The 14,634-nt window shown below is 67.0% G+C and carries 18 protein-coding genes and 3 pseudogenes; 5 read left to right on the forward strand and 16 right to left on the reverse strand.

All coding sequences use genetic code 11. From position 1 onward, the window contains the following. Positions 1 to 377: 377 nt before the first annotated feature. Complete coding sequence (locus DPM13_RS12325; RefSeq protein WP_112888111.1) at positions 378 to 620, reverse strand: helix-turn-helix domain-containing protein; 243 nt, start codon at positions 618 to 620, stop codon at positions 378 to 380. A 429-nt stretch (positions 621 to 1,049) separates the two neighbouring features. Between DPM13_RS12325 and DPM13_RS19780 the strand changes: the two genes are divergently transcribed. From DPM13_RS19780 to DPM13_RS12335, 3 genes are all read left to right on the forward strand, one after another. Continuing rightward, positions 1,050 to 1,523: a hypothetical protein gene (locus tag DPM13_RS19780; RefSeq protein ID WP_145963362.1), complete on the forward strand. Its 474-nt coding sequence runs from the start codon at positions 1,050 to 1,052 to the stop codon at positions 1,521 to 1,523. Positions 1,524 to 1,593: 70 nt separating this feature from the next. Next, positions 1,594 to 2,808 (forward strand): hypothetical protein, encoded by a 1,215-nt coding sequence (locus tag DPM13_RS20885; RefSeq protein ID WP_189654649.1) that lies wholly within the window; start codon positions 1,594 to 1,596, stop codon positions 2,806 to 2,808. An 860-nt stretch (positions 2,809 to 3,668) separates the two neighbouring features. Further along, positions 3,669 to 3,869 (forward strand): hypothetical protein, encoded by a 201-nt coding sequence (locus DPM13_RS12335; RefSeq protein WP_145963364.1) that lies wholly within the window; start codon positions 3,669 to 3,671, stop codon positions 3,867 to 3,869. Positions 3,870 to 3,882: 13 nt separating this feature from the next. On the opposite strand, the pseudogene DPM13_RS12340 reads toward DPM13_RS12335, so the two are convergent. The 4 genes and pseudogenes from DPM13_RS12340 to DPM13_RS20895 form a co-directional block, all read right to left on the reverse strand. Beyond that, positions 3,883 to 4,221: pseudogene (locus DPM13_RS12340) on the reverse strand (hypothetical protein); the annotation flags it as partial. 354 nt (positions 4,222 to 4,575) lie between these two features. Then, on the reverse strand, positions 4,576 to 4,920 hold the full coding sequence (locus tag DPM13_RS20890) for a hypothetical protein (protein WP_189654650.1): 345 nt from the start codon (positions 4,918 to 4,920) through the stop codon (positions 4,576 to 4,578). A gap of 714 nt (positions 4,921 to 5,634) precedes the next feature. After that, complete coding sequence (locus DPM13_RS23300) at positions 5,635 to 5,940, reverse strand: HNH endonuclease signature motif containing protein (RefSeq protein ID WP_223251991.1); 306 nt, start codon at positions 5,938 to 5,940, stop codon at positions 5,635 to 5,637. A 222-nt stretch (positions 5,941 to 6,162) separates the two neighbouring features. After that, a pseudogene (locus DPM13_RS20895) lies at positions 6,163 to 6,300 on the reverse strand (ectoine hydrolase DoeA); the annotation flags it as partial. Positions 6,301 to 6,601: 301 nt separating this feature from the next. Between DPM13_RS20895 and DPM13_RS23315 the strand changes: the two are divergent. Next, positions 6,602 to 7,196, forward strand: a pseudogene (locus tag DPM13_RS23315) (IS3 family transposase); the annotation flags it as partial. 451 nt (positions 7,197 to 7,647) lie between these two features. Here DPM13_RS23315 and DPM13_RS23320 read toward each other — a convergent pair. Together DPM13_RS23320 and DPM13_RS12390 are read right to left on the reverse strand one after the other, a co-directional pair. After that, the gene (locus tag DPM13_RS23320) at positions 7,648 to 7,911 is read right to left on the reverse strand and encodes a cupin domain-containing protein (RefSeq protein ID WP_262983121.1); all 264 of its coding nucleotides are present in this window, start codon (positions 7,909 to 7,911) and stop codon (positions 7,648 to 7,650) included. A 156-nt stretch (positions 7,912 to 8,067) separates the two neighbouring features. Next, the gene (locus DPM13_RS12390) at positions 8,068 to 8,259 is read right to left on the reverse strand and encodes a hypothetical protein (RefSeq protein WP_112888119.1); all 192 of its coding nucleotides are present in this window, start codon (positions 8,257 to 8,259) and stop codon (positions 8,068 to 8,070) included. A gap of 89 nt (positions 8,260 to 8,348) precedes the next feature. Here DPM13_RS12390 and DPM13_RS12395 point away from each other — a divergent pair, with 89 nt between their 5' ends. Continuing rightward, positions 8,349 to 8,561: a hypothetical protein gene (locus tag DPM13_RS12395; RefSeq protein WP_189654651.1), complete on the forward strand. Its 213-nt coding sequence runs from the start codon at positions 8,349 to 8,351 to the stop codon at positions 8,559 to 8,561. Positions 8,562 to 8,870: 309 nt separating this feature from the next. On the opposite strand, the gene DPM13_RS12400 is transcribed toward DPM13_RS12395, so the two are convergent. The 9 genes from DPM13_RS12400 to DPM13_RS12435 all read right to left on the reverse strand — a co-directional run bounded on the left by DPM13_RS12400 (position 8,871) and on the right by DPM13_RS12435 (position 14,478). Beyond that, positions 8,871 to 9,068: a hypothetical protein gene (locus DPM13_RS12400; protein ID WP_112888121.1), complete on the reverse strand. Its 198-nt coding sequence runs from the start codon at positions 9,066 to 9,068 to the stop codon at positions 8,871 to 8,873. A gap of 319 nt (positions 9,069 to 9,387) precedes the next feature. Continuing rightward, positions 9,388 to 9,594 (reverse strand): hypothetical protein, encoded by a 207-nt coding sequence (locus DPM13_RS12405; protein WP_112888122.1) that lies wholly within the window; start codon positions 9,592 to 9,594, stop codon positions 9,388 to 9,390. A 181-nt stretch (positions 9,595 to 9,775) separates the two neighbouring features. Continuing rightward, positions 9,776 to 9,943 carry a hypothetical protein gene (locus DPM13_RS20900; RefSeq protein ID WP_189654652.1) on the reverse strand — a complete coding sequence of 56 codons (168 nt, stop codon included), beginning with the start codon at positions 9,941 to 9,943 and terminating at the stop codon, positions 9,776 to 9,778. 275 nt (positions 9,944 to 10,218) lie between these two features. Continuing rightward, positions 10,219 to 10,365: a hypothetical protein gene (locus DPM13_RS20905; protein WP_189654653.1), complete on the reverse strand. Its 147-nt coding sequence runs from the start codon at positions 10,363 to 10,365 to the stop codon at positions 10,219 to 10,221. A 530-nt stretch (positions 10,366 to 10,895) separates the two neighbouring features. Then, positions 10,896 to 11,315, reverse strand: coding sequence for a hypothetical protein (locus DPM13_RS19785; RefSeq protein ID WP_145963365.1), 420 nt, complete (start codon positions 11,313 to 11,315; stop codon positions 10,896 to 10,898). Positions 11,316 to 11,349: 34 nt separating this feature from the next. Beyond that, positions 11,350 to 11,805: a hypothetical protein gene (locus tag DPM13_RS19790; RefSeq protein ID WP_145963366.1), complete on the reverse strand. Its 456-nt coding sequence runs from the start codon at positions 11,803 to 11,805 to the stop codon at positions 11,350 to 11,352. Positions 11,806 to 12,097: 292 nt separating this feature from the next. Continuing rightward, positions 12,098 to 12,247, reverse strand: coding sequence for a hypothetical protein (locus DPM13_RS20910; protein ID WP_189654654.1), 150 nt, complete (start codon positions 12,245 to 12,247; stop codon positions 12,098 to 12,100). A gap of 66 nt (positions 12,248 to 12,313) precedes the next feature. Continuing rightward, positions 12,314 to 13,099 (reverse strand): hypothetical protein, encoded by a 786-nt coding sequence (locus tag DPM13_RS12425; protein ID WP_145963367.1) that lies wholly within the window; start codon positions 13,097 to 13,099, stop codon positions 12,314 to 12,316. A 1,118-nt stretch (positions 13,100 to 14,217) separates the two neighbouring features. Then, on the reverse strand, positions 14,218 to 14,478 hold the full coding sequence (locus DPM13_RS12435) for a hypothetical protein (protein WP_223251993.1): 261 nt from the start codon (positions 14,476 to 14,478) through the stop codon (positions 14,218 to 14,220). Positions 14,479 to 14,634 lie beyond the last annotated feature (156 nt).

Consider the following 14,634-nt stretch of genomic DNA (forward strand, 5'->3'; position numbering starts at 1 on the left):
GATAAGGCCAGACCACATCAGCCGGTCGTCACTGACTCGAATGGCCGAATGAAACCAATGGCCGAGCGCCAAAATCGACGTCCTCATGCCTTGGAACTACACGCCCTGAACGGCATCAGCTTCCCGCTTACTGAAGATTTGAACGTCCCTTCAAATGAACGTTCCTTCAAATGAACGTCCCTTCAAATGATGAATGGTGCAGTCCGGGGACGGCAGCAGCATGATGCGGCATGGGCGATCCCCGGTGAAGGGCAGGGGCGCCGCCTCACCCGCGCTGATGCCATGAAGCAATGGTCATGTGGCTATGGGAGCCCGGCCCGCCCGGTGACGCGGGCCCTGTCCTTCGAGATGGATGCGCAAGCCGCGCCGCCCGCCGGTCAGCGGCGCGGCAGGGCCTCGGCCTGGCGGATCATCTCGGACAGGGGCAGGTCCAGCGCCTCGGCGATCTTGTGCATGGTCACGAGCGTCGGGCGGTGGCGGCTGCCCTCGAGAAGCGAGATGAAGCGCATCGACAGCCCGGCGCGATGCGCCAGCTGCTCCTGCGACAGGCCGGCCTCGCGCCGGCGCGTGCGCAGCACGGTGGCGTAGGCCTCGACGATGGGGTCGGCAATGCGGTCCATGCCGGCGATGAGCCGCGGATTGCCTCTTGATATCTATGAAGCAAACTTCATATTATGAACCATGCTGTGAATTTGCGGGGCAAGACGGATGAAGAGCCAGAGCCGGACGATCGACTGCGGTCCTTGCGGCACCCCGGTGAAGCGGACGGCGCGGGTCTGCCCCGGCTGCCACGCGCAGAAGGGCGTGCGCCGGCTGGCCAGCGGCCGCGTCGTCGGCCCCGAGGCGATCGGCAGGACCCGGCGCTTCGTGGCGTTCTTCGCAGCGGTCGGCCGCGATCTGCGCCGTCACCGGGGCTGGTCCTCGCCACCGGCCTGCGGCTTTGTCGGACCCGCGGGCGCCATCGCGGTCGGGTTTCAGCAACGGCCAGGAATACTGGTTCCGCTGACACCGGCCGCCTTTCCGAGTTCCCCGTTTCCAAGGAGCCTTCCATGACCCCGAACCCCTTTGTCCTTGCGGCGGCGCTGCTGGCGCTTTCCGGTCCGGCCACGGCCGAGGTCTATCTGGCCCGCTGCAAGATGGGCGAATGCATCCATTACGAACAGAGCGGCCGCCGGGTCGAGGCGCAGGGCTCGGCCGCGGTTCCGGGCGAACTGGTGCGGGCCGGCTGCGCCAGGCGGTGTCGGCCAGCCCCGAGACCCGCACCGCCCAGCTGCAATGGGGGGCGCCCTCCGAGGTGCGCTTCTTCTGCAGCACCGTGCGGCCGGCCTATCGCCTGGAGGATGCGGCTTCCAGGGCCTGGACCTGGGCCAGGTCTTCGGGGCGCCCGAGAGGTCTCGACCATGTATCTGCGCGCCTGCCATCCCTCTATCCCGGGCGGCGATATCGAGGCCGCGCTGCAGAGCCTCGGCTATCGTCCGACGCCCGATCGCACCTACCCGAGCTTCGAGGCGCTGATCCGCTGACCCCAACGACGATGCCCCGCCGCCGCGCCGTCGGCGGCTGCCCCTGCCTGTCCGATCCGGAGAACCGCCCATGCTGAAGACCCTTGCCCTGACCGGCTGCCTTGGCCTGGCGCTGGCCGCGCCGCTGGCCGCCGAGACCTACACCGATCCCGACCGGGCCTGGTGGACCGGCTTCCTCGATGCGGTCGACGGCCGTGCGCCGGACCTCGAGGCGCTGGCGCGCCAGGACCTGGACTACCTGGCATCCGACGAGTTGACCCGCGACGCGGTGCTGGCAGGGTCATGCCGGCTGCAGTCGCCGCGGGCGGCAGCCCCGGCCACGGCCGAGGTGGTGCTGTCGACGGGCGGCGCTTGGGTTTTTCCGGGCTATTCACCGCCGGCCGCAATGCCCCGGCGACGCCGCTGGCCGGGAGCGGCTGGGCCTGCGAACTGGAAGGACGCGCCTTGGTCCCGCCAGCAGGGAGGAGGGCGCGCCCTGCGCCAGAGGATCGGCATGCGCGAGATCCTGGCCCAGGTGACGGTGACGGAGATCCGCAAATCCGCCACCCGGCGCCTTGGCTATGAGGGGCGGGTGACCGGCATCAGCTATTACACGCAGGATGGCAGCCTGCTGCGGCGCGTCAGCCCGCCCGAGGCGGCGCCGGTCGATGCCGCCGCGGCCGAGGGAAACCTCGATGCCCTTCGCGGCCGGATCCTCAGCGACGCGCGCATCCCGGCCCTCGGCACCCGCTGGGAGGAGGCGGCGCCCGCACTGACCGCCGACTGGCCGGTGATCGCCAGCGATGTCTTTTGTCCCTCTCGCGACGCGGCCGAGGCGCCTTGGCTGGCGGCGCGGGCCGAGCGGCAACGCGCATGGTCCAGAAGCAGCCCGAGCATGCGGCTTTCCCCCGAAGTCAGCGCGATCTCGGCCCCCGAGGGGCGGATGATGCGCCGGCTGGTAGGGTCGTGGACAAGCCCGCCGAAACGGCGGCGCAGGGCGCTGGGGCCGGGCTGGCGCGAGAGCCCCGGCGTCCCGGACGGCTGCGCCGGGCTGGTCTATATCCTCGGGCTAATGTTGCGTTCGATCCCGCGCACCCTTGGGGACTTCCTGCGAGAGCCAGCCCGCCGCCGCCGCGTCGCGCAAAGCGCGCATCGGGCCACGGCCCGGCCGGCACAGTCTCACTGGCCTCGGCAGCCGATTCGACAGCGAGGCCATCCGCGCCGGCGACCGCGTGCCCCATCCCGGCAGCCGCGGCGTGCCGACCTATGCGCCGGCGCCGGCACCGCCTCGGGCAGCCGAAATTGATGTTTGACGCCATCCACCTGCCAGATACCGTGCCAGCCATCGGCGGCGCGACGCAGTTCGAGGCCGTCGAGATGCGCCAGCGTCAATATCGGTTCGGTAATGGGGAGGTAGGGGGGCGAGGGGGAAGGCCCGCCGTATCTCTCAGACGGGGGTGAAAAAAGCGCCACAAGCGCCACAAGCGTCACGGAAACTGCAAGCGTCACTGAAAAATACAATGAAATCAATACGCATGACACTTATGCAGCCAATGACGCTTATTCCCGCCATGACGCAAGCAAGGTCCATAATGACGGATGGGAGGGCGAAATCTGATGACCGCCCTCGCTATCCTTCACGATCTTATCAGGGCGGGTGTCGAGTTCGAGACGGACTGCAAACGCATCCGCTGGCGCAATGCACGCACCCGACTCCAGCGAATTTCAACATTTCGCCTAGTACGTTATCCGCTACAATGGCTCTCGCACGGGTCAGGACCGGATGATGCATACATCGTAGGTCAGAAGCTGTTAGCTGAAGTGTATGCTTAGTCCAAAACTCGCCGTGCGTAGCATGCAAATCCGCGATTTCCTGTGTGAAAAAATTGCTTTGCGAGCTACGCCCACGAGGAAGAGTTCCGTTGCTTTGATGACAGGCCGACCCGCAATGAGCATGAGCAACAAGCGGCACTTCAAGCGCACGACGGAATTCGAAAAGCGTGAAAACAATCTGTCCGGGGGGCACCGATGTCACATTCTACCGCCGGACTCTTCGCGCCTCGTAGCCTCCCCCGATGCGCCAAGGACTTGAGCTCCAGGAGGCACCCGAGGAGATCCTCGGATTTATTAGAGCGCGCGCGAGCATGTCTATGGAGGATGTCGGCCGTGGCTCAAAGCTACAAGCAGGTCTCTTCCTATCTCATCTCGACTTTTCTGCGGGCCGGCTCCGTATCCGACGCCGCTTTGCGACGAATTCTTCGCGAATTCATCGCAGAACTAAACCAGGCGCTCGCCAAGCTGTTGCGAGATCAATCGCTAGATCGCGACGACATGATCGATAGGTTGGGGATCGAGCGAACAACGTAAGAATACTGGATGATTACTGAGCTACCCCCCCGCAAACTGGACACTGACATAAGCTATGATTTGCAGTCTGCTGATCTTCGAGGAGAAGGAGATCAGCCGGGCGGCTGTCGAAACGCAAGCCAGCACGCGCCAGACATATCAACGCGAGCATGCGGGCGGCGCGGTCGTCGATGCCTTCGTCGGTGATGACGGTGTGGATGCGCGCCAGCGGGCAGAGCAGCAGGCTGGAGCGCTGGTCGAATTTCGAGCTGTCGGCCAGCACGATCAGTTCGTCTGCCTGGCCGATCAGCTTCTGGGGTATTCCTATGCAGACCTCGAGCGGATCTGCGTCCAGGCAATGAAGCTTCGGTCCTCGGCGGCAACAAGGCGGTTTCGGACAAAGACTTCCGTGAAGCATCCCGGGCGCGCAAATAACCCGGCGATTTCGAGGTTCTTGGAAGTGCAGGCCGGCCGCACATGCAGCGGTCGATGTCGCGCGCGCACAACGGCGCGGAAAACCGGCTGCTGCTCGGTCGACCGATCCCAGGGGGCGGCATGGCGATGGAGTTCGCAGGCATGTCGCAGTGCCGCCGTACAAGGAACCTCCTGATGCGCTATGTCTTTTGTCCCTCTCGCGACGCGGGTGAGACGCTAGGGCTAACGCTGCTGGAAGTCGCTTGGAAGCGCTCGACCTAACGCCTGTCCAGCGACGAAGACCGCAACATCGTCATCTTCCTCCGAGGGCGATCTCTCTGCGTTTCTGAAGCGGATGGAAGTGATAGACCTCGGCCTGGAAGGCGGACAGGAATTCGACGATCCAGTCCTCGTCCTCGATCCGGGCCTGCTCCATCTGGAAGGCGTCCATGCCGCGCCCCTGCAGGCAGAAGTCGCGCGGGTCGAAGCTGATGACCTGCTGGCGAACGAGGCCAACATGTCGATATTGAGCTAGGGACTTCGGCGGACGGCCGATGGGAAAGCAGGGCCGGCAATCAGGGCTCGTTATCGGCGCCGGTCCGGATTTTTTCGATGTCAATTGCATCAGGCCAGACAACGCCTGGATCACCGGATCCATGCCCGGACGGGTGCTGTCGTCGCCTTCAGTCCCGAGGTGGTCTGGCAATAGATCAGCCCGGGGGATTCTCGGCGCTGAGTTCCTCAGATGACCCGTGAGGACGCCCGAGATTCTGCGGCGCAGGCCGGCGCCCCGATTACTGCGCGCCGTCGCGCCCGTCGATGAAATCCTGCCTCGGGGCGCATGTCCCGAACGAGAGCGTTCCCGGCAGAACTCGGAAACGACGATGACAGGGGCCCGGCATGCGGGTCGCGGGGCGTTGCCCTGTTCGGCGACCTGAGAGAACGGCGGAGGGACGGAAGGCTGCAGCCGGCGGGGCAGCTAGTTTCCGCGACAGGAGTGCAGGACAACGGTGACTTTCATGAGCGCCGGACGCTCTCGCGTCAGATGCGCGAGGCGATCACCAGATGACCGGGACGATACTGCCGCATTGCGTCATCCGCCGGCGAGACCGTGCGCGTACCGACCCGGCCGGGTCGGAACGATCCCGGACAAGGGGGGTTGTCCAGGGTGGATATGGCCCACCAAAGCGCATGAAGATCCAACAGAGGCAGGCGAACGATGGACCAGCAGCACAAGGACATCGTTGCCATCGGTGGTTCGGCCGGAAGCGGCTCTGCGAACCTCCGGAGCCAGTAACGACATCCGGTGGGTTCACCGGCCAATGGGACCGTTCTCGGAGCAATGCTTCAAGGCGTGCTCCTCTCGCTGCCATCACTCTGCATCGCGCTGCTTGACGCTTGTGCATAGCGCCTGCCAGTTGTTCCAGTTCCAGAACAGCGCCTTATCGCCCCGATGGGGCTTGATGTGATCCACAAGGGTCGCATCGGCACCGCACATGACGCAGCAGGAATGAAGGCTGAATACGAACTCGGCCCGTGCCTTCTCCCAATCGGCGTATAGCCACGCTGGCCGCTGCTCGCCAACAAGCCGCGGAATCCCGCGACCTGTCCCGGCTTCAGGATAAGGATGAAAACGTGCGCCTTCTGTGCCCGGAGACGGGATCGGCCCCGAGATCACCCAAGCGACCCTGCGCGTGCTGGATGCGGCCGACCGCCGTTTCGGCCTGGGGCTGGACATCGAGCAGGCCGACATGCCGACGACACCGGGTGAGCCGGAGCAGGAGACCACCCAGCACCCACGACCTTCTCGCGGTGTATCGCGTGCCGATGCCGCCGGAGTTTCAGGGCAATGTCAGCTGGCCGACGCGCTCGGCGCTCGGTTCCGCGACCCGAAGGACCCGGGCGGATAGCTGACGCCGATGCCGTATCCGGTGCGGCCGTCCTTGACGATGCCGTATTTCTTCAGCACGGCAAAGAAGGCGCCCGCGAACTGTTCGCAGGTATTGCCCGCGCGCGCGGCCTCGAGCCCGGCCTCCAAAAGACCCGGAACGGCAGCGCTACAAACAGCAGCAAGACCTTTGTCGCGGACACGACAATGAGGACGATGGTCGAGGAATGATTGTCTCGTAGTCAGTCTGCCAGGGTCGGGCCATGTAGGCTTCCAGGCAATACGAGATTGCATCCATACCAGTGGCGGCGGTCAGCCCGGTGGGCAGCCCACAGGCTAGCTCGGGGAGACAGCTAGTCGGGGTAGAAGCCGAGGAATGGCAGCATCAAGGCGAGTATGGACTTGCCCGGAAAATGTGGAGAGCACCAACTGAGGAACCAGGAGGTGTTCTATGGGAAACGGGAACAGACCGACGCCGGAGTTTCGGCGTGAAGCGGTGCGGCTGGCGCTGACGAGCGGGAGGACGCGGCGGGAGGTTGCGGCGGATCTTGGCATCGGGCTCTCGACGCTGACACGGTGGCTGGGCCAAGATCGTGATGTCAGCGAGCCGAATGAGGCACCGGTAGATCTGCATGCCGAACTGAAGCGGCTGCGACGTGAGAATGCGGTTGCCCGACGCTGAGGCTGTTTCTTAGGAAAGCCGCGGCCTTCTTCGCGAAAGAGGGAAGTCGATGACCTTCGGCTTTATCGAAGCGGAGAAGGCCAGCTTCCCGATCAGCCGGATGTGTCGCGTCCTCGGGGTCAGTCAGAGCGGCTTCTTCGCCTGGCAGGACCGGCCGGCCTGTCGCCGCCAGTAACAGGACATGGTCTATCTGGCGCATATCCGCACGGCGTTCGCGCTGTCGAACGGCACCTATGGCAGTCCGCGTATGCACCGTGATCTCGTCGATGAGGGCCATGAGATCGGGCGGCATCGCACCGCACGGCTGATGCGCGAGAACCAGTTGATCGCGCGGCAAAAGCGGCGCTTCAAGCGCACGACGGAATTCGAGCGTGAAGAAATCTGTCCGGTGGACTGGACAGATTTTAGCGAGAATGAACATGCTTGGCCGTCGACCCCAAGGGCCGGCCAAGGCTGAGAGCGGGACCGAGGCCGCGCCGCCACCCGCACCGCACTTTCGCGAATTCGGCGAAGGATCGTGACCGTCCTGTGCGGATCCGATCAGCGACGGATCGCCACCATCGAAATGCTTTGCGATGGTGGGAAGACAATGCAACTTTGAGGCATCCTTCCGGTGCGGGACGACAGTGCATCTCTTGCAAAAATCTCGTAACTGCCATCCGTCTTGCACCATCCATGCCTGCGGGCGACGGATTACTTCATCGGCCGTTGCCTTGATCCGGCAAGGCCGTGGTCGATGAATGCCTCCATCGCCGTAACGGCGGTTTCGTCATTGTATTCGACGGCCGGTCGTTGGCCGTGTCTGCGCGATATGGCTATGCGTGCCAGGTCACCTCGGAACCGCCGTCGCGCGGCGCGACCGTGATGTCGTTGGTGTAGAAGCTGGCTGGAGACACTGTAAAAGCCTCCTCGATCCAGACCATCGGCTGTGCTCGTGATCGTGCGTCGATCCTGTCGGCCGTCAGCACAAGGTCGCCCTCGTTGATCTGGTACATCTCGCCGTTAACGGTGGTATCGGCCCCCTCGCCCTGCATGATGAAGCGTAGCGCCGAGGCCATTGCGGCGCCGTCGGCGATCACCGCGCAGACCTTATCGGGCGACGCCGCGACCTGGACCAGCTTGGCAGATGCTGCGGCGTCGGGCCGAGGGCACCGTCGCCGCCAGCTTTCACCGCCACGGCATGAAAAGCGCCGTCATTCCAGCGGATTGAACCGGCGGCGGGCCGGCGGGCCGGTTCAGCCCCGGCTTAGCGCCGCCATCAGGATCAGTGCCAGCGCCACGGTGATGCCGCCGCCGATGCGGGTCGCGACCGCTGTGCAAAGGGCCGCATCAGCCGGCGTCGCCAGGCCGACAGGATGGTCAAAACCCTTGCCGCGCCGGCCGTCCTCCTGCCCGATAATTGCGCGGAACCCCTTGCAGGTGTGCACCGCCTTGACCTTTCGCCTTGTCCATAAGGCCGCCCGTCGCAGCCGGGGCGCGATTCCGCGTCCGCCGGCGGCTTGCCAGCGTCCGGCGCGTGCTGCATCCTGCCTTTCCCGACTGTCCCGGCGCCGAGATCTGGGCGCGCGAGGCGCACGCCGGCGCGCCCGGCACCTTCGGCGTCGAGGCTGTCGCCGATGCCAATTCGGTCGCAAGCCCGTCATCCATGACGGCGCCGGGGTCCTCTTGCCCGTCGGAAAAGATCTGCGGCGCCCAAGGTCAGCGCGGAAAGCCGGCGAAATCGCCCTGAACGACGCGCGACCCCGGATCGATCAAGCTGACCGAGGCCTGGGCCAGCGCGGCATAGTCGCGCAGATTTCACCGGCTCAGCAGAGTCACGCTGCGGCATTCGGCGGAGAATGGCATGGGCCCGGTCTGATACCCGATCATGCGATCCAGCGCGTCGCTCAGGGCGCCTGTGACTGGCCGTGCAGGTCGCGACGTTCATTGAACGGGCAGGTCCATCACAACCAGCCGCCGGCAGATCCAGGCGGCCGGGAACCGCGGACCATGCAGCTGCCATCGCCAGCAGGCGGCGGCACCGGGCAGGACAGGCGGTTCATGGCGCGCCCCGCGGCGCCGGACAGGTCGGACCACGCCGATCGGCGGCGACCTCGGCGATCTTCCAGGCCAGTTGCCCCTCGCGCGGCAGGTCGCGGACGGATTTGTAGGTCCGCAGCTCATGCGTGATCATTGCCGGGCAGCGCGCGCCCGCGTCGCGATAGGCGGCCTTGGCCAGGCGACCTGCGTCGCGCATCTGCGCGGGGCATCCAGCCCAAGGCAGCGCGCATCCGGGCGTTGCCGAGGCATAATGGTCTGGAGATCAGGGCGTGGGCACGCCGGTCATGGCGAGGGCTGAGCATCAGCAGCCGGATGCTGGCAGGCCGTAAGGTCCGCGGGCCGAAAAGGGTGGGGGTCGGCGCCCGCGCGGGGATCCCGGTCGGTGCCGGCGGCCAGGCTGCGGCGGTGCGATCGTCGCGCTGCTGACCGCCCAGGGCAAGCGCGCCGCCGACCAGGCCGCACCGGCCGCCAGCACCCAACGCACCACCAGGGCGAATGCCGCGCGCCTCATCGCGTCACCAGCAAAGGCGCGGGGCGGCGGGCCGACCACGGCCGTTCCAGCCTCGCGCGGCGGTCAGGCCGAAGGCGCACAGCGCAGCCGTCAGCCGCGAGCCGGCCCGTCCGCGGCGCGGCACCGGGCGGCGGGTCAGGATGGGACGCGATTCCATACGCCCGATCTCGGCCACCGCCTCGGCGACGGCGTTGGGACTGTCGGCCTCCAAGGTGTGATAGGGCAGCGCCAGGTTTGCAGGAAAGCGTGCAGGCGCCGATCGACTGATTTGCGATATCGCACGCCATTCGGTTTTGCGACGAAAAATTCGTTGCTCGCTTGATCATAGCGTATCCTCATACCACTATCCGCCGTCGCGCGGCCAGGGGCAGCGTGACCAGCATCAGGCGAGATCACCGCCGCGCCATCGCTGACCATGCAGCCCGCACGCAAGCCGCTGCCGATTCCTGCGCAGCGACCCCCATCGCCAGCACCAGCCCACGCCCGACATCGGTCTGCGACAGGCCAGGCTCGGCCAGGTCGGCGACGGCGGCGGCGATGGCGCTGCGGCTGTCCGTCATCGGCAAGACCAGCATCGGGCGGTGGAAATGGCGGAGCTGCCGATGCGTTCGTCGGGGCGGGCGGCGATGAAGCCATCAGGATGCGCGCGCCGCGCAGGCCTGGCTGTCCTGCCCACCCGTGGGCGAGCGTCCGGCAAAGGTGTCGTCCATGCTGGACGAGCGGCGATCAGCAGCATCAGGTGCTGCCGATGCCGCGATGCGCGACCGTGCCGCCGCGCAGCCAAGGCTGCGCCAGCCCAAGCACCATCGCGGCAAGGCCCAGCACCCCCATGCGGTCAGGCCGATGTCGATGGCGCGCGAGGCTCGTCCGCCGGCCGCAGATCCAGCCGCGGCACGGCCGAGGACCGCAGCCAGCGCAGCAGCAGCGGCAGGACCGCCAGTGGCAGCAGCGCCAGCGCCCAAGGCTGGGTCAGGCCGATCATCGCCGCCCCCGCTCGAGGCCGCGATCGGGCTACGACCCCGTTCCGTCTCTCTTGAACGCCCAAGCCAAAGAGAATGCTGATGATCCACATCACCCTGCCTGACGGCGCCATGAAAGACTTCGCAAAGGCGTCAGGCGGCGCCGATCGGCACCCGGCCAGAAGGCCGCGGCGATGGCGCGGTGCAGGGCGCGGCGAGCCTGCGGCTCGGGCAGGCGGCGGAACTGCGGGCCGCGCGAGTAAAGGGACGAGCGGGGCGGGCGTACGGAAATCAGCCCTGATGCCACGCCAGCGCCAGCAGCCCAGCGACTAGCGCCACCGTCGTGGCCACCAGCGCGCCGCGCCGGGCCGGTGTCGATCACGTGATTGGGCGGGTCGGGCTGCACCTGGTCAGGGTCACGGCCAAGGCATGGGCCGGATCGGCGAGACCATCGCGCGCACCTGGCAACTGGCGGAACACATGCGCAACCTGCGCGGCAGTCTGGACGAGGATCGCGGCACCGGCGCTGATAACTTCCGCGCGGAATCGAAGTTCAGATACCGCAGGGCCTGGCGTGTCGGGGTTCCCATCGTCGCCGTCGGGTCACGTCGCGCAGGTCCGTCCGGTAATCCACCGGCGCGGTCGCGGCAGCGAGGCCGGGTCCAGCGCAGCGCCGGGCGGCAGGGTGATCTGGCACGCGCTGCACCAGTTCTTCAGCCCAGCCACCTGCCATGGCCGGCGGGGCGTCGACGCGATGTCCTCGCCGCCGCGGCCTGCGGAGCATGGACGGCAGCAGCCATTTCATATGCGGCGCCTCGTCCAGCCGCGCGGCCAGGTCGGCCACATCGATGCTGTCGGCGACTCGACCGGCGCAGCCCATGTTCGGCGAATACCCCGCGCAGCGCGGCGCGGCCCGCGCGCGCGGCGGCCACCTGGCGCGCGGCCCTCGCGGCGTGGCGCAGGCGGCGGCCATGCGCGCGAAGCCGCGGTCCAGGTCGTCGATCAGCTCATCGGGGTTTTCCAGCCCGACGATCGCGCAGCCAGACCGGCAGCACCGGGCGCGGCCGCAGGCTAGCCAGCAGGTCGGCCACTTCCGATGGCGCCGATCGAGATCCGCGATCAGACAACCAGGCCGAGCTGCGGCAGGCGGCGGCGGCGGCCAGCAGCGCGCCGACGCCTTGTCTCTGCGGTGGCCTGCCGTCCAAGACTGCCAGCAGTTCTGCGCCGCCTCCGGCCGCGCGCAGCGCCTTGGCCTGTTCCAGGATGCCGCGGCGGCCTCCTGGCCCAGGCCGCGTCCTCGCCTTGCGGCCTGGACAACCCGCCACCAGGAGCCGCGCCAGTCCTACCCGGTCGGCGCCGGCTCCCGCCGCCAGCGAGGCCGAGGCAGCCAGCAGCACATGCAGCCGCGAATCGGTGCGGGTCTGAAAGCGGCGGACGCTGAGTGTGCCGAACGGATCGGTCACAGCCGGCGCGGGTCAGCCGGCCGGGTCGGGATGGGCCGCAGCGGCGCCACGCCGGCGAGGCTGTCGCCGGTGCGCCGCGGATCCGGCCGGACCTGCGCGCCCGTGCAGCCCCTGCACGCACGGGATCAGCCGCCAAGCCAGCGCGTCGAACAGCGCCAGATCGACGCCCGGGCGCCTGCCGCGTGCTGCGGCCGGCGTCAAAGGCCGCCTCGATCAGGCTTGGCCGCGTCTCGCGGCGCGGCGGGCGCGGCGCTGCGCTCGAAATTCGGCATGCCCTCCAGCCGGACCATCATCAGCGCCGTCCTCGAAGCATCGGTCCGCCTCGGCCCAGGCGGGGCACGCCGGCGCGGACCAGATAGGCCTCGGCCGGGCTGACCCCACCCCGTTCCAGCCGGGCGGTGTCGGCATCGGGCACCGCAGCCGCGACCAGTCGCGACCGCATCGGGATGATCCAGCACATAGCGTGCCGCCCGCTGCAATTGCCGGGGCATGGTATCGAACGCCCCGATCAGCTCGCGTCGCGTAAATCCTGAGACATCTGTTTCAAATCCCTGGTGCATATGCGCGCATGATCGACAGGGCAGGGGACGCGCAATTGCGGGTCGTCGGTCGCATCCACCGCGATCGCCATCAAAAAGCGGTCGCAGGCGGCGGCGGGCAGCCACAGGTCGCGCGCCTCGGATCTGGGCGCGGTCGGCAGGGCGCAGGTGCGTGGAAATGCCATTCGCGGCGGACCGCGGTCAGGCTGGCCTCGGCCATCGGCGGAGCAGCATCGCATGGAACTGCGGCCGGCGCGGTTGATCTCCTTGAAGATGAACAGCGCGGTTGCTCGCCCTGTTCCAGCACCGCGCCCGCCCGATCGGCGGGCGGCCGTCCTGGCTAGGGGCGGCTGACCAGGATCGGTCGGCGCCGTCCACGTGCCCTCGATGCGCGCATCCGGGCCGCCAAGCGCGCGGGCCATGCGCGCATAGGTCGTCTTCGAGCCCGTGAACGACAGCAGCACATGGCCCCGGCACAGCGCGAGTTCGGCAGCAGCGCATGGTCCGGGCCTGCGCCAGAACTGCGCCGGCAGGGCGGCTCGGCTTCGGTCAGGCGCACGCCCTGCGGACACGGAGAACAGCGGCGTTCCGAAGCCCTGCTCCAGGATCTGCATCTGCCGCGCAGCGCTGGCGGGTGATGCTTTGGCTGGCGGAGCCTTCGAGGTGTCGACGATCACCGTATGGTCGTCGGGCGTCGTCACCTCGAACGTGCCGGTCGGGCCAGGTTCAGTCGCGCCATTCCGTGCGGCGACCATGACGGCCAGCGATCGCCTTGCTTGGACGTCGGCCGCGCGTCCTCGAAGGCCTGCGAGCCCTTGACCAGGCCGAGAAGGCCGCCCTTTTGCCAGCCGACGCGCAGCGCCTTGGCGGGGGCAGCCCGCACCAGCGCCGGGGTGGCCAGCGTCGCCAGGGCGGCAAGCGCCAGGGCCGGTGAACTCCAGGTTCTGCGCCGCTGCGGGTGCTGCGAGGCCCATGAGAATGGCCAGGGCGGCCAAACGTGTCTTGACGGTCTTCATTGTAGTCCTCTCTGCTGGTTATTCGCCGTGAAGGCTGTTCTTGCGCTGCCAGAACTCGAGGTAGACGTCCTTGGGGTCGCGCGGCTTGTCCATCTGGAGAGTCTTTCCCGTTTCACGCTGCTGCAATCAGTCTCAGAGCGTTTGGGTAGCTGGATGCATCTTAGCGCCAATCAAGCGAGGGTTTCACCAACGAAATCAACAGCCTTGCGCGGTGTCATTGTCGATCGACGACGAGGAGTTCAGCCCCGGCCCGGACCTCGACCCGGATGGTGGACCTGGCAGCCCGAGCACATGCCGCGTAAGATCCTCGGCCTCGGCCATGATGGCCGGGTCCTCGCATAAAGACCTCGCCGGTGTCGAGGAAATGCATGACCGCCTCGGTATCGCGGCCCTCCTCCAAAGCAGCGCAAAGCACAAGAGCTTCCGTCGAAGGTGATACAGCAACTGCTGGGGCCCCGATGCCAATCCCGAGGCCCAGGGCGGCCAGCAGGGCTAGGTCATTGGCATCGCCATTCGGGTTTTCTGCAACTGAGCGGCGGGACAGGAATGCCTTCCTGCTTCGGATGGCGTCGATCTTGATCGCGGCCGGCGTCCAAGGCCATCTGGATGGCTCGACCACTCGGGACGGGTCCTGGCGATGCCGACCTCGTGGCTGTATCGCTGACGGGTTGATGACGCCGTCGGGAAAGCCGGCCCGTTGGCCGCGCATCCGCGCCGTGGTTCGGGATATAGCGTGCGGCCTCGCGCCCATAAGACGATGGCCAGGTCGGCGGTCCCGGCAGAAACCTCAGACACCACCCTGCCCGCAGGCATCCGGTCGGGCATGTTTGCGCGAGGTAGTATTCCCGTCAGGAGGGTCATACGATAAGGTAGTATGTCATAGGGCGGAGGGCTAGATTAAAGAAGACGGTTGATCCGCCGCCGATGGTGCTGAAGAACAGGAAGCCGTCCTGGTCGATGTGATGGACGATGAAGCCCACTTCGTCCATGTGGCCCGCATAGCCGATGCGGCATAGGGCGTGGGGCGCAAAGAACGACAGTGGCCGCATCACGCCGCAGCACGTCGCACAGGTTCTTTTCCATGCCATCGCGGACCAGATGCAGCGGATCGAGATCACACCAGGTCCAGTCGGGCGCCCAGGTCGACCGCCAGGACCTTGGCGATCTCGTTCGAAAACCGGCGCACGCCCCGGAATACGGCCAGATGTTCGTCGATCGCAGACCCCGCTGGGACGAGATGTTGATCATCGCGGACCCGATAGACAGGCTGCGCC

The organism is Paracoccus mutanolyticus (assembly GCF_003285265.1).
In the GTDB taxonomy this organism is placed as follows: Bacteria; Pseudomonadota; Alphaproteobacteria; order Rhodobacterales; family Rhodobacteraceae; genus Paracoccus; species Paracoccus yeei.

Excerpts from the sequence above, each read along its gene's own strand:
- DPM13_RS12325 (WP_112888111.1), bottom strand. The coding sequence starts at position 620 with ATGGACCGCATTGCCGACCCCATCGTCGAGGCCTACGCCACCGTGCTG.
- DPM13_RS19780 (WP_145963362.1), top strand. The coding sequence starts at position 1,050 with ATGACCCCGAACCCCTTTGTCCTTGCGGCGGCGCTGCTGGCGCTTTCC.
- DPM13_RS20885 (WP_189654649.1), top strand. The coding sequence starts at position 1,594 with ATGCTGAAGACCCTTGCCCTGACCGGCTGCCTTGGCCTGGCGCTGGCC.
- DPM13_RS20890 (WP_189654650.1), bottom strand. The coding sequence starts at position 4,920 with ATGGATCCGGTGATCCAGGCGTTGTCTGGCCTGATGCAATTGACATCG.
- DPM13_RS12400 (WP_112888121.1), bottom strand. The coding sequence starts at position 9,068 with ATGCGCGACGCAGGTCGCCTGGCCAAGGCCGCCTATCGCGACGCGGGC.
- DPM13_RS20900 (WP_189654652.1), bottom strand. The coding sequence starts at position 9,943 with ATGACGGACAGCCGCAGCGCCATCGCCGCCGCCGTCGCCGACCTGGCC.
- DPM13_RS20905 (WP_189654653.1), bottom strand. The coding sequence starts at position 10,365 with ATGATCGGCCTGACCCAGCCTTGGGCGCTGGCGCTGCTGCCACTGGCG.
- DPM13_RS19785 (WP_145963365.1), bottom strand. The coding sequence starts at position 11,315 with ATGGCCGCCGCCTGCGCCACGCCGCGAGGGCCGCGCGCCAGGTGGCCG.
- DPM13_RS20910 (WP_189654654.1), bottom strand. The coding sequence starts at position 12,247 with ATGCGGTCGCGACTGGTCGCGGCTGCGGTGCCCGATGCCGACACCGCC.
- DPM13_RS12425 (WP_145963367.1), bottom strand. The coding sequence starts at position 13,099 with ATGGTCGCCGCACGGAATGGCGCGACTGAACCTGGCCCGACCGGCACG.